General features: G+C 64.1%; 13 protein-coding genes. 8 read left to right on the top strand and 5 right to left on the bottom strand.

Translation table 11 applies throughout. The features are described from left to right. Positions 1-3 precede the first annotated feature (3 nt). The 3 genes from mnmE to LY44_RS08615 form a co-directional block, all read right to left on the bottom strand. Positions 4-1,287 carry a tRNA uridine-5-carboxymethylaminomethyl(34) synthesis GTPase MnmE gene (gene mnmE / locus LY44_RS08625; protein WP_055210388.1) on the bottom strand — a complete coding sequence of 428 codons (1,284 nt, stop codon included), beginning with the start codon at positions 1,285-1,287 and terminating at the stop codon, positions 4-6. A gap of 27 nt (positions 1,288-1,314) precedes the next feature. Beyond that, positions 1,315-2,583 (bottom strand): transcription termination factor Rho, encoded by a 1,269-nt coding sequence (gene rho / locus LY44_RS08620; protein ID WP_013065812.1) that lies wholly within the window; start codon positions 2,581-2,583, stop codon positions 1,315-1,317. Positions 2,584-2,716: 133 nt separating this feature from the next. Beyond that, positions 2,717-3,193 carry a CopD family protein gene (locus tag LY44_RS08615; protein ID WP_055210390.1) on the bottom strand — a complete coding sequence of 159 codons (477 nt, stop codon included), beginning with the start codon at positions 3,191-3,193 and terminating at the stop codon, positions 2,717-2,719. 38 nt (positions 3,194-3,231) lie between these two features. On the opposite strand from LY44_RS08615, the gene LY44_RS17910 reads away from it, so the two are divergent. The 8 genes from LY44_RS17910 to nadC all read left to right on the top strand — a co-directional run bounded on the left by LY44_RS17910 (position 3,232) and on the right by nadC (position 9,865). After that, a complete protein-coding gene (locus tag LY44_RS17910; protein WP_160320038.1) occupies positions 3,232-3,390 on the top strand; it encodes a hypothetical protein in 159 nt (52 codons plus the stop codon). A gap of 198 nt (positions 3,391-3,588) precedes the next feature. Continuing rightward, the gene (locus LY44_RS08610) at positions 3,589-4,188 is read left to right on the top strand and encodes a Maf family protein (RefSeq protein ID WP_055210392.1); all 600 of its coding nucleotides are present in this window, start codon (positions 3,589-3,591) and stop codon (positions 4,186-4,188) included. Beyond that, positions 4,185-5,015 (top strand): shikimate dehydrogenase, encoded by an 831-nt coding sequence (locus LY44_RS08605; RefSeq protein WP_055210393.1) that lies wholly within the window; start codon positions 4,185-4,187, stop codon positions 5,013-5,015. The genes LY44_RS08610 and LY44_RS08605 overlap by 4 nt, the downstream gene beginning before the upstream one ends. Then, the gene (gene coaE, locus LY44_RS08600; protein WP_055210395.1) at positions 5,012-5,608 is read left to right on the top strand and encodes a dephospho-CoA kinase; all 597 of its coding nucleotides are present in this window, start codon (positions 5,012-5,014) and stop codon (positions 5,606-5,608) included. The genes LY44_RS08605 and coaE overlap by 4 nt, the downstream gene beginning before the upstream one ends. Then, positions 5,601-6,296 carry a DNA polymerase III subunit epsilon gene (dnaQ, locus tag LY44_RS08595; protein ID WP_055210396.1) on the top strand — a complete coding sequence of 232 codons (696 nt, stop codon included), beginning with the start codon at positions 5,601-5,603 and terminating at the stop codon, positions 6,294-6,296. The genes coaE and dnaQ overlap by 8 nt, the downstream gene beginning before the upstream one ends. Positions 6,297-6,414: 118 nt before the next feature. Then, a complete protein-coding gene (nadA, locus tag LY44_RS08590; protein WP_055210398.1) occupies positions 6,415-7,467 on the top strand; it encodes a quinolinate synthase NadA in 1,053 nt (350 codons plus the stop codon). An 8-nt stretch (positions 7,468-7,475) separates the two neighbouring features. Next, positions 7,476-9,026, top strand: coding sequence for an L-aspartate oxidase (locus tag LY44_RS08585; RefSeq protein ID WP_111396004.1), 1,551 nt, complete (start codon positions 7,476-7,478; stop codon positions 9,024-9,026). Next, positions 9,023-9,865 carry a carboxylating nicotinate-nucleotide diphosphorylase gene (gene nadC / locus LY44_RS08580; RefSeq protein ID WP_055210401.1) on the top strand — a complete coding sequence of 281 codons (843 nt, stop codon included), beginning with the start codon at positions 9,023-9,025 and terminating at the stop codon, positions 9,863-9,865. Before LY44_RS08585 ends, nadC begins: the two co-directional genes overlap by 4 nt. 26 nt (positions 9,866-9,891) lie before the next feature. On the opposite strand, the gene LY44_RS08575 is transcribed toward nadC, so the two are convergent. Both LY44_RS08575 and LY44_RS08570 read right to left on the bottom strand, forming a co-directional pair. Beyond that, positions 9,892-10,380 carry an RNA pyrophosphohydrolase gene (locus LY44_RS08575; protein ID WP_055210403.1) on the bottom strand — a complete coding sequence of 163 codons (489 nt, stop codon included), beginning with the start codon at positions 10,378-10,380 and terminating at the stop codon, positions 9,892-9,894. Positions 10,381-10,425: 45 nt separating this feature from the next. Then, the gene (locus LY44_RS08570; RefSeq protein ID WP_055210405.1) at positions 10,426-11,790 is read right to left on the bottom strand and encodes a S41 family peptidase; all 1,365 of its coding nucleotides are present in this window, start codon (positions 11,788-11,790) and stop codon (positions 10,426-10,428) included. Positions 11,791-11,792: the final 2 nt, after the last annotated feature.

The raw sequence follows: 11,792 nt of genomic DNA, 5'->3' as shown, positions 1-11,792 counted from the left end.
TCCTCACTTGCCGATACAGAAACTGGAAAAGATCTCGTCAAGCAGGTTCTCGACATCAACCCGCCCCAGCAGCGATTCCAGCGCCCTAATGCCAGTCCTGCAGTGTTCTGCCGCAAGATCCAGTCGTTCAAGCCCATGATCCAACTCTTCAAGGGCAGACCGCAATGCACTGGATGCGCGCCCAAGACAATCGCGATGGCGTTCCCGCGTCATAACCCCTGCCCCGGCCGCTCGTTCCGACAGCCGTTCGGTGATCGATGCAACCAGAGCATCGACGCCCTCGCCGGTTTTCCCTGAAACCCGCAGATCACCTGACCCGCCCAGATCAGCTTTCCCCTGCACGATCACGTCATCCGCGATCGGCTCCAACAGCGGAATATCGCCATCATCCAGCAGAAACACGCGCAAATCTGCCCGTTTCGCCCGCTCAACCGCCCGCGCAACGCCGATCGCTTCGACCTGGTCCTCGGTATCGCGCAGACCCGCCGTATCCAGCAAGGTCACCGCCAGACCCGACAGATCCATCCGAACCTCGATCACATCGCGCGTCGTCCCCGCCACTTCCGAGGTGATGGCCGCCTCTCGCCCGGCAAGCGCGTTCAGAAGCGTCGACTTCCCGGCATTGGGCCGCCCGACGATCGCGACTTCAAAGCCTTCCCGCACCCGCTCGGTCACCGAAATCCGGCCAATTTCCGCCGACAATTGCGCCGAAACCTCCGAGAGCAGCGCAAAAGCCTCCGGCGTCACATCCACGGGAAGGTCTTCATCCGCAAAATCGATGCAGGCTTCCATCAGCGCCGCCGCCCGGATCAGCTTGCTGCGCCAGGTCTCGACCATCCGACCGACCGACCCGGACAGCACCGCCAAGGCCTGTTTCCGCTGCGCCTCGGTCTCGGCCTCGATCAGATCCGCAAGCCCCTCGACCTGCGACAGATCCAGCCGACCGCTTTCCATCGCCCGCCGGGTGAATTCCCCCGGCTCGGCCAAGCGCAGAAACCCAAGCGACCCAAGCGCTTTCAGAACCGCCGCAACCGTGGCAATGGCGCCATGCAAATGCAGTTCCGCCGATTCTTCGCCGGTGAAGCTGCGCCCCGCCTCAAAACACAGCACCAAAGCCTCATCGAGCGCATCCTCACCGATCCGCAACAGCCGGACGGCGGCTTGCCGCGGCGCGGGCAAACGGCCGCACAGGGCCGAAACCGCCTCCCAGGCGCGCGGCCCGGACAGGCGAATGACCGCAACCCCGGCCTTGCCGCGGCCGGATGCCTGCGCATAGATCGTGTCCATCGAAATCCCTCTCGGGGCAACGATACCTCAGCCGTTCATCGAATCGAAGAACTCGCCGTTGGTTTTCGTCTGCTTCAGCTTCGAAATCAGGAATTCGATCGCATCCGTCGTCCCCATCGGGTTCAGGATGCGGCGCAGCAGATAGGTCTTCTGCAGGTCTTTCTGATCGACCAGCAGATCTTCCTTCCGCGTCCCCGATTTGAGAATGTCCATCGCCGGGAAGACGCGCTTGTCGGCGACCTTCCGATCCAGCACGATCTCGCTGTTGCCGGTGCCCTTGAATTCCTCGAAGATCACCTCGTCCATCCGCGAGCCGGTGTCGATCAGCGCCGTCGCAATGATCGTCAGCGAGCCGCCCTCTTCGATGTTCCGCGCCGCGCCAAAGAAGCGCTTCGGCCGCTGCAGCGCGTTCGCATCGACGCCGCCGGTCAGCACCTTGCCCGAGCTCGGCACGACCGTGTTGAAAGCACGACCAAGTCTTGTGATCGAATCAAGCAAGATCACAACATCTCGCTTGTGTTCGACCAGACGCTTTGCCTTTTCGATCACCATTTCGGCCACCGCCACGTGCCGCGTCGCCGGTTCGTCGAAGGTCGAGGAAATCACCTCGCCCTTCACCGAGCGCTGCATGTCGGTGACTTCCTCGGGACGTTCGTCGATCAGCAGCACGATCAGGTAGCATTCGGGGTGGTTCACCTCGATCGAATGCGCGATGTTCTGCAGCAGCACCGTTTTCCCGGTCCGCGGCGGTGCCACGATCAGCGAGCGCTGCCCCTTCCCGATCGGCGCCACCAGATCGATGATCCGCGCCGAGCGATCCTTGATCGTCGGATCCTCGATCTCCATCTTCAGCCGCTCGTCGGGGTAAAGCGGCGTCAGGTTGTCGAAGCTGACCTTGTGACGCGCCTTCTCGGGGTCTTCGAAATTGATCTTCTCGACCGCGGTCAGGGCGAAATAGCGTTCATTCTCGCCCGGCGCGCGGATGATTCCCCAGACGGTATCACCGGTGCGCAGGCTGTATTGCCGGATCATCTCGGGCGACACATAAATATCATCCGGGCCGGGCAGATAGTTCGCTTCGGGCGAGCGCAGAAAGCCGAACCCGTCCTGCAGCACTTCCAGCACGCCATCGCCGCCGATCTCGACCCCTTCCTCGGCATGCTCTTTCAGGATCGAGAACATCATCTCGCCCTTGCGCATCGTCGAGGCGTTCTCGATCTCCCAGTCCTCGGCCATCGCCAGCAGGTCCTTGGGGCTTTTCGCCTTGAGATCGGAAAGGTTCAAACGTTCGGTCATCTCGCATCCATCCGCGAAAGGCGCCAGACCCCTCGGGGGCGGCGCAGCATGGGTCAGGGCTCGGCAGAACCTGCGGCCGGACGGCCGGGGCTGTCGCGCTTCTACGCGCAAAGCCCGCGGCGAGTCAACGAAATCAGAACTTCACGATCACCGCGATCACGATCAGGAACATCAGCAGCGTCGGCACTTCGTTCATCATCCGCCATTGCCGGCCGGCCAGATCATTCGTGCCATCGACGAATTTGTGCCGCGCCCGCGCCAGGAACATGTGAAACACCGTCATCGCGATCACGCAGGCGCCCTTGATCCAGGGCCATTGCATGCTCCAGTCGATGATCCCCGGCGTGAACACCAGGCAAAGGCCGAAGAACCAGGTCGAGATCGCCGCCGGATTCATGATCGCCTTGAGCAGCATCCGTTCCTGATGCTGGAACAGCTGATCCATCTCGCTGCCGCGCACCACGCCCCGCTTTTTCAGCCCCTCGACGTGGTAGACGTAAAGCCGCGGCAGGTAGAACAGCCCCGCCATCCAGGCCAGGACCGACATCACATGCAGCGATTTCGTCCAGAAATACCAATCTGAAAGGAAATCCGTGACGAGCTCGATCATCTGTGCCTCCTGTGTCGGCTTCTTCTTAAGAATAATTCTTGAAAAGAAAAGATGTTGATTTTGTAGGGGCTGTGGACAGTGTGGATAGCCCGGTTTTCCAGACCTTTTCCCAAGCCTTGAAAGCTTCGTGGGCAAGATTGCAAAACCCTGTTGATAAGCTTTCGATGGCATTGAAAATCAATAACTTGCGTGGTTGATACTGAAGGGGACGGATTGGGGGCGTTCCGTTTTGTTCCTGTGGGTTGCGGCACTTCCTCACATCTGCCCTGTCGGGCTTCCCACATGCGGAGAGTCTCCTTTCGTTCCTTGACAAACGCGCCCCTTCCCGGGGAGGAAATCTTGTGCCCCCCTTTGTCCCCAGGCGTCCCCCTCCGGTTTTCCCAACGGTTGTCCACATGCTTGCCCCCCTCGTTCTGGCCTCTTCCTCCGAGATCCGCGCGCAGCTTTTGCGCTCAGCCGGGCTTTCGGTGACGATTTCCCCCGCCCGCATCGATGAAGAGGCGATCCGCCACGCGCTTGATCTCGAAGGCGCAACGCCCCGCGATGTCGCCGATCAACTGGCCGCGGCGAAGGCGCTGAAACAATCCGCCCGTCATCCCGGCGCGCTGGTCTTCGGCGCCGATCAGGTGCTTGACTTGCAAGGCGAGATCTTCGCGAAACCCGAAAGCCCGGATCAGGCGATGGCGCAGCTGCGCGCGCTCTCGGGGCGGACGCATCGGTTGCTTTCGGCGCTGGTGGTGGTGCAGGACGGCCGCCCGCTCTGGCGCCATCTGGCCGAAGTGCGGCTGACCATGCATCCGCTCTCCGAGGCTTTCATCACCGACTATACCGCCCGCAACTGGGACTCGATCCGCCACGCCGTCGGCTGCTACAAGCTCGAAGAGGAAGGCGTGCGGTTGTTTTCCGCCGTCGAGGGCGATTACTTTGCCGTTCTGGGCCTGCCCCTGATCGAAGTGCTGAACTGGCTGCGCGTGCGAGGAGATCTGACGACATGACCTGCATTCCCCTGGCTGGGGTGATCGGCCATCCGATCCAGCACTCCCGCTCGCCCGCGCTGCATGGGCATTGGCTGAAAACTTATGGCCTCCGCGGCCATTACATCCCGATGGATGTGGCCGAGGGCGATCTGGAAGCCGTGCTGCGGGTGCTTCCCAAAGCCGGATTCGTCGGGTGCAACATCACCATCCCGCACAAGGAAACCGCGCTGGCCCTGGCCGATGTGGTTTCCGACCGCGCGCTTCGGATCGGCGCGGCGAACACGCTGGTGTTCGATGACAGCGGCCGCATTCACGCCGACAACACCGACGGCATCGGCTTTCTGGCCAATCTGCTCGAGGGCGCCCCGGGCTGGCAGGCCGGTTCCGGCCCCGCCGCCGTCATAGGCGCAGGCGGCGCCGCCCGCGCCATCGTCGTGGCCCTGCTTGACGCCGGTTGCCCGGAAATCCGCATATCCAACCGCACCCGCGCCCGGGCCGAGGCGCTTTGCACCGAATTCGGCCCCCGTGTCGTGGTTCAGGACTGGGAGCATGTCGGCACCATCTTTGACGGCGCCACGACAGTGGTGAACACCTCTTCCCTCGGCATGGCGGGCAAGGCCGCTTTTGATCTGCCGCTGGACGCGCTCTCTGCCGCGGCGGTGGTCACCGACTGTGTCTACACCCCGCTGCGCACCGATTTCCTCAATGCCGCCGCCGCCCGGGGCTGCACCACCGTCGACGGCCTCGGCATGCTCTTGCATCAGGCCGTCCCCGGTTTTGAACGCTGGTTCGGCCGCCGCCCCGAGGTCACCGCGGAATTGCGCGCCGTGGTGCTTGCGGCATGAAGCGCCCGTTCTGTCTCGGTCTCACCGGCTCGATCGGCATGGGGAAATCGACGACGGCGCGGCTTTTCGCCGAAGCGGGCATCCCGGTCTGGGATGCCGACGCCAGCGTGCATGCGCTTTACGCCAAAGGCGGCGCCGCGGTTGCGCCCCTGTCCGCGATTTTCCCCGCTGCGATCCGCGATGGCGCAGTGGATCGCGACCGGCTGAAGATCCTGCTACAAGCCGACAAACAGGCTCTGTCCCGGCTGGAATCGGTGGTTCACCCGCTGGTTCAGGCCGCACGACAGGCATTCCTGCTGGCCCATCAAACCGCCGATCTGATCCTTCTGGATATCCCGCTGCTTTATGAAACCGGCGCCGAGAAGAACTGCGATGCCGTTCTGGTCGTCACCGCCGCGCCCGATGTGCAACGCGCCCGGGTTCTGGCGCGCGGCCAGATGACTGCGGCGCAGCTTGACATGATCCTCGCCCGCCAGCTGCCCGACGCCGAAAAACGCCGCCGCGCCGATTTCGTGATCGAGACCTTCACCCTTGAACAGACCCGCGCCGAAGTGCGAAAGCTGATCGCAACCTTGCGGAGCCGCCATGCGTGAGATCGTCCTTGATACCGAAACCACCGGATTCGAACCCTCCGAAGGGCATCGCATCGTCGAAATCGGCGCGGTCGAGCTGATGAACCACGTGCCCACCGGGCGGACCTATCACCAATACATCAACCCGGACCGCGCGATGCCGCAGGAAGCCTTTGCCGTGCATGGCTTGGGCGATGATTTCCTGCGCGACAAGCCGAAATTCGGTGCCATCGCCCAGGATTTCCTCGATTTCATCGGCGATGACTCGAAGCTGGTGATCCACAACGCCGCCTTTGACATGAAGTTTCTGAATGCCGAACTGGGCTGGGTGCAAAAGCCGTTGATCCCGGCGGATCGGGCGCTCGACACTTTGGCAATGGCGCGGCGAAAATTTCCCGGCTCGCCCGCGACGCTCGATGCGCTCTGCCGCCGCTTCAGCATCGACAATTCGGCGCGGACCTTGCACGGGGCGCTTCTCGACTCGGAAATTCTGGCCGAGGTCTATCTGGAACTGATCGGCGGTCGCCAGCCCGGTTTCGGTCTGAATATAGACCCTGTTCCAGCCAAAAATGCCACTTCCGGCACCGAATGGCGGCCCCGTCCCCGTCCGGTTCCCCTGCCCCCGCGCCTCACCGAGGCCGAGGCCGAAGCCCATGCCGCCTTTGTCGGAAAACTGGGCGACGGCGCGATCTGGAAGCGGCGCGGCTGACACATAAATTTCACAAAACGCAGCCTTGCGGCAATTTTCCCATTCCATCCCCGCCTTGCAGCCATTAGATGCATCGCGTTCGCAGTTTAGGGCGTTCGCAGTTTTGGGGAGGGAGCCCATGCTGGACTTCGCTACGATGCGCGCTTCTCTGGCCGAGGCCTATGATCTGGCGCCCTCGCTGACGCTGGCGCAAGAGATGGCCGATATTCACGCCCGCATGGGTCGCGTGATCCCGCTGCCCGATTTCGCCCGCCACGCGCCCTATATCCGCGCGATCAACCGGCTCAAGCGCGAAAAGAACGCCGTGATCCTGGCGCATAACTACATGACGCCCGAGATTTATCACGGTGTCGCCGATGTCGTGGGCGACAGCCTGCAGCTGGCGATCGAGGCGACCAAGGTCGAGGCCGAAACGATCGTGCAATGCGGTGTGCATTTCATGGCCGAGACCTCGAAGATCCTGAACCCGGCCAAGCGCGTGCTGATCCCCGATGTGCAGGCGGGCTGTTCGCTGGCCGAAAGCATCACGCCCGAGGGCATCGCGCAGATGCGGGCGCAATATCCCGGCGCGCCGGTGGTCAGCTATGTCAACACGACGGCGGCGGTCAAAGCCGCGTCCGACATCTGCTGCACCTCGGCCAATGCGGCGCAGATCGTGGCGGCCCTGCCCGAACAGACGATCATCATGACGCCCGATCAATATCTGGCGCAGAACGTGGCGAAAGCCGTGCCGCAGAAAAACGTCGTCTGGTGGGCGGGCTCCTGCATCGTGCATGAACAATATACGCCGCAAGACCTGCGCGATTTCCGCAGCTACCACCCCGGCACGAAGATCATCGCGCACCCCGAATGCCCGCCCGATGTGGTGGCCGAGGCGGATTTCTCCGGCTCGACCGCCGGGATGATCGATTTCGTGACGCGCGAAAAACCGGCGCAGGTGATGCTGGTCACCGAATGTTCGATGGCCTCGAACATCGCCGACGCCCTGCCCTCGGTCGAGTTTCTGGGGCCCTGCAACATGTGCCCCTACATGAAGATGATCACGCTGGAAAAGATCCTGTGGTCGCTGCATGCGGGCACCGAAGAGGTCATGGTCGATCCCGCCCTGATCGACAAGGCGCGGGCCGCGGTCGAACGCATGATCGACCTGTCGCGGAAACCGGCCCGGTGAGCGATCAGGTGATCGAGACCCCGCGCGTCGTCATCGTCGGTGCGGGGCTGGGGGCGCTTTATGCGGCGCTGAAACTGGCACCGCATCCGGTTCTGGTGATCTCGCCCGAGAGTTTGGGCGAGGGCGCTTCCTCGGCCTGGGCGCAGGGGGGTGTGGCTGCTGCGATGGCCCCCCCCGACAGCGCCGAGGATCACGCGAAAGACACCGAAACCGCGGGCGCAGGCACGGTCGATGCCGCCATCGCCCGGTTGGTGACGCAGGAGGCGCGCGACCGCATCCTCGATCTGACCGCCTTGGGCGCCCCCTTCGACCGCGATGCGCGGGGCGATTACGTGATGTCGCGCGAGGCCGCCCATTCCCGCCCCCGTGTCGTGCGGGTCAAGGGCGATCAGGCGGGCTACGAGATCATGCAGACGCTGATTGCCGCCGTGCGGGCTTGCCCGTCGGTGCAGGTGATCGAAGGCGTGATCGCGACACGGCTTGAGGTCGAAACCGGCACCGTCACCGGGCTTTGGGTTGAATCCGCGGCCTCGTCCACCGGCCGCGTGCTGATCCGCACCCCTGCGGTGTTGCTGGCGGGGGGCGGCTCGGGCGGGCTTTACGCCGTCACCACCAATCCGCCACGCATCCGCGGTCAGGTCATCGGCATGGCCGCCCGGGCGGGCGCGCTGATTGCCGATGCGGAATTCGTGCAATTCCACCCGACGGCGATTGCCACGGGCGAAGACCCTGCCCCCTTGGCGACCGAGGCGCTTCGCGGTGAAGGCGCCGTTCTGCGCAATGACCGGGGCGAGCGCTTCATGTTGCCGATCCATCCCGATGCCGAACTGGCGCCGCGCGATATCGTCGCCCGCGCCGTCTATCTGGAACGGCAGGCGGGGCGAAACCCGGTTCTGGACACCCGGCAGGTGCTGGGGGCCGATCTGCCGAAGCGCTTTCCCGCCGTGGCCGAAGCCTGCCTTTCAGCCGGAATAGACCCTGTTTTGCAACCGATCCCGGTCGCCGCCGCCGCGCATTATCACATGGGCGGGATCGCGGTGGATGACCGCGGCCACTCCTCGCTGAACCGGCTCTGGGTCTGCGGCGAGGCCTCTTCGACCGGGTTGCATGGGGCCAATCGGCTGGCCTCGAACGGGCTTCTGGAAGCGCTCGTCTTCGCCCGCATCTGCGCCGAGGGCATTGCCGACACCGTTCCCCTGTCAGGGGCCGATACCGTTGCCCTCTCCTTCCCGGCGGGCGGTTCCCCGGTGGACGAGGCCGCCGTGGCCCGGCTGCGGCAGGCGATGACCGATGGCGTCGGCGTCGTGCGCGACGCTGCGGGGCTGAAAGCCGCGCTGCGCACGCTTGCGGAAATCGAGGCCAATGCCGACCGCGAGGCGCTGCGCAACATGACCGCCACCGCCACGCTGATTGCCGCCGCGGCGCTGATCCGCACCGAAAGCCGGGGCGGCCATTACCGGTCGGACTTCCCGAAAACAGACCCTGTTCAAGCCAAACGCAGCTTTCTGACCCTGACCGAAGCGCTCGCCATCCGTGCCCGCGCGCTGGAGGAAGAATGACCCAACTGCCCGATTTCCTGCTCGAACCCGTGATCCGTGCCGCGCTGATGGAAGATCTGTCGCCGATGGGCGATGTCACCACCCGCGCCGTCGTGCCTGCCAGCACGCGGTATGAGGCGCGCGTCAACGCCCGCGAAGACGGTGTGGTTTCCGGCATGCAGGTCGCCGCCCTCGCCTTCCGCCTGGTCGATCCGGCGCTTGCGATCACGACCCATGTCGCCGACGGCCACCCCTGCACCAAGGGCCAATGCCTGATGACGGTTTCGGGCGCCGCGGCCTCGATCCTGATGGGCGAGCGCGTTGCGCTGAACTTCGCGGGCCGGATGACCGGCATCGCCAGCCTGACCGCCAGTTTCGTGGCGCAAACCCGGGGCACGAAAACCCGGATCACTTGCACCCGCAAGACCACCCCCGGCCTGCGCCTGATCGAGAAAACCGCGGTCGCGCATGGGGGCGGCTCGAACCATCGCTTTGGCCTCTCCGATGCGATCCTGATCAAGGATAATCACATCGCCGCCGCGGGGGGCATCCGCGCCGTGCTCGAGGCCGCGAAAGCCGCCCGCAGCCACATGATGCGCGTCGAGCTGGAGGTGGACAGCCTCGATCAGCTCGATCAGGCGCTGTCGATCGGTGGCGCCGACGTGATCTTGCTCGACAACATGGACACGCCCACCCTGCGCGACGCGGTGGCGTTGACCAAGGGACGGGTCGTTCTGGAAGCCTCGGGCAACATGCGGCTGGAGCGCATCGCCGAAGTGGCCGCGACCGGGGTTGATTACATCTCCTCGGGCGCGCTGACGCATTCGGCGCGCACCTTCGACCTCGGTCTCGACTTCTGAGGCCTCGATTTCTGCCGGAACAGAGCCTATTTCTTCAGGTGTTCGGCGAAACTGTCGAACACCTGCTCATAGACGGCGCGCTTGAAGGGCACGATCTTTTCCACCAGTTCCGCCGGTTCCATCCAGCGCCAGACCGAAAATTCCGGGTGCTCGGTGGCGATGTTCACATCGCTGTCCTGCCCCAGAAAGCGGAACAGGAACCATTTCTGCTTCTGGCCGCGATATTTCCCGCCCCAGATGTTGCCGATCAGCTCTTCGGGCAGGTCATAGACCAGCCAATCCTCGGTCTTGGCAAGCTTCTCGACCAGCTCCGGCCGGACCCCGGTTTCCTCCTGCAATTCGCGCAGCGCGGCTTCCTTCGGCCGTTCGCCCGCGTCGATGCCGCCCTGCGGCATCTGCCAGGCATCGCCCGGATTGTCGAGGCGCTGACCGGCAAAGATCAGCCCCTTTGCGTTGATCAGCACAAGGCCGACGTTCTTGCGATAGGGCAGCGCGGCAAGCTCTTCGGGGGTCATCTTGTCCTCATGTGGTAAGGGGGCCTTTCGGCCCCCAGTCCAGGATTACGGTTTTGCGGCGGCTTTCGGCTCATCGACCGGCACCAGCGTCTGACCGGCGACCGCCAGCCCCTTGATGATGTCGATCCCGTAGGCCAGCTGGAAATCCTCCAGCCGCAGCTTGGCGGCATCTTCGGCCTTGGCGCGTTCTTCCTCGGCCTGTTTCTTCTCGTCTTCGGTCATCGAGTCGTTCGACAGCACGCCGCGCAGATCGGCTTCGGACCGGGTGTCCGCAGTGTCCTCGGCCTTGTCGGTCTCGGGCGTGGCGGGCGGTTGCGGCACGACGATGTCGGGCGCAATCCCCAGGGCCTGGATCGACCGCCCCGAGGGCGTGTAATAGCGCGAGGTGGTCAGCCGCATCGCGCCGTCGCTCTGCACCGGAATGACCGTCTGCACCGAGCCCTTGCCGAAGCTTTTCGTGCCCACCACGATGGCGCGGTGATGATCCTGCAGCGCCCCGGTGACGATCTCCGACGCCGAGGCCGAGCCGCCGTTGATCAGCACGACGATCGGCTTGCCCGCGGCCAGATCGCCCGGCGTGGCGTTGAAGCGTTCGCTTTCCTCGGGCTTGCGGCCGCGTGTCGAGACGATCTCGCCCTTGTCGAGGAAGGCATCCGAGACCGCGATCGCCTGCGTCAGCAGCCCGCCCGGGTTGTTGCGCAGATCCAGGATCACCCCGTTCAGCTTGTCGATGCCGCCCGCTTCCCCGGCCAGCTTCTTCAGGCTTTCCTGCAGGTTCGGGAAGGTCTGGTCGTTGAAGGTGGTGATGCGCAGGATCGCGGTATTCGCTTCCAGCCGCCCCTTGACCGCGGTCAGCTTGATCGTGTCGCGGGTCAGCGTCACGTCAAAGGGCTCGGTCTTGCCTTCGCGCACGATCTTCAGCGTCACTTCGCTGCCGACCGGGCCGCGCATCTTGTCCACCGCATCATCCAGCGTCAGCCCCATCAGGCTTTCGCCGTTCACATGGGTGATGAAATCGCCCGACTGGATCCCCGCCGCCGAGGCCGGGGTGCCATCCATCGGCGAGACCACCTTGACCGCGCCGTTCTCCATCGTCACTTCGATGCCGAGACCGCCGAAAGAGCCGCGCGTCTGCACCTTCATGTCGTCATATTCTTCGGCCGGCATGTAGCTCGAATGCGGATCGAGCGAGGACAGCATGCCGTTGATCGCCGCCTCGATCAGCTTCTTGTCGTCGACCTGTTCGACGTAATCGGCGCGGATGCGGCGGAACACGTCGCCAAACAGGTCCAGCTCCTGATAGACCGAGGCCGGTTTCGACGCCTCCTCCGCCAGAAGCGGCGCCACCTGCACCGAGAGCAGCGTCCCGGCGATCGTTCCGCCCAGTGCGGCAATGACGAATTTCTTCATTT

This window comes from Rhodobacter capsulatus (assembly GCF_003254295.1).
GTDB classification, from domain to species: Bacteria; Pseudomonadota; Alphaproteobacteria; order Rhodobacterales; family Rhodobacteraceae; genus Rhodobacter; species Rhodobacter capsulatus.
Note: the sequence above shows the minus strand (reverse complement) of the source record. Positions and strands in the feature narration are given on the sequence as shown.

Bases quoted from the DNA above. Each gene is read 5' to 3' on its own strand.
- rho (WP_013065812.1), bottom strand. From the start codon at position 2,583: ATGACCGAACGTTTGAACCTTTCCGATCTCAAGGCGAAAAGCCCCAAG.
- LY44_RS08605 (WP_055210393.1), top strand. From the start codon at position 4,185: ATGACCTGCATTCCCCTGGCTGGGGTGATCGGCCATCCGATCCAGCAC.
- LY44_RS08570 (WP_055210405.1), bottom strand. From the start codon at position 11,790: ATGAAGAAATTCGTCATTGCCGCACTGGGCGGAACGATCGCCGGGACG.
- dnaQ (WP_055210396.1), top strand. From the start codon at position 5,601: ATGCGTGAGATCGTCCTTGATACCGAAACCACCGGATTCGAACCCTCC.
- nadC (WP_055210401.1), top strand. From the start codon at position 9,023: ATGACCCAACTGCCCGATTTCCTGCTCGAACCCGTGATCCGTGCCGCG.
- nadA (WP_055210398.1), top strand. From the start codon at position 6,415: ATGCTGGACTTCGCTACGATGCGCGCTTCTCTGGCCGAGGCCTATGAT.
- LY44_RS08615 (WP_055210390.1), bottom strand. From the start codon at position 3,193: ATGATCGAGCTCGTCACGGATTTCCTTTCAGATTGGTATTTCTGGACG.
- coaE (WP_055210395.1), top strand. From the start codon at position 5,012: ATGAAGCGCCCGTTCTGTCTCGGTCTCACCGGCTCGATCGGCATGGGG.
- mnmE (WP_055210388.1), bottom strand. From the start codon at position 1,287: ATGGACACGATCTATGCGCAGGCATCCGGCCGCGGCAAGGCCGGGGTT.
- LY44_RS08610 (WP_055210392.1), top strand. From the start codon at position 3,589: ATGCTTGCCCCCCTCGTTCTGGCCTCTTCCTCCGAGATCCGCGCGCAG.
- LY44_RS08575 (WP_055210403.1), bottom strand. From the start codon at position 10,380: ATGACCCCCGAAGAGCTTGCCGCGCTGCCCTATCGCAAGAACGTCGGC.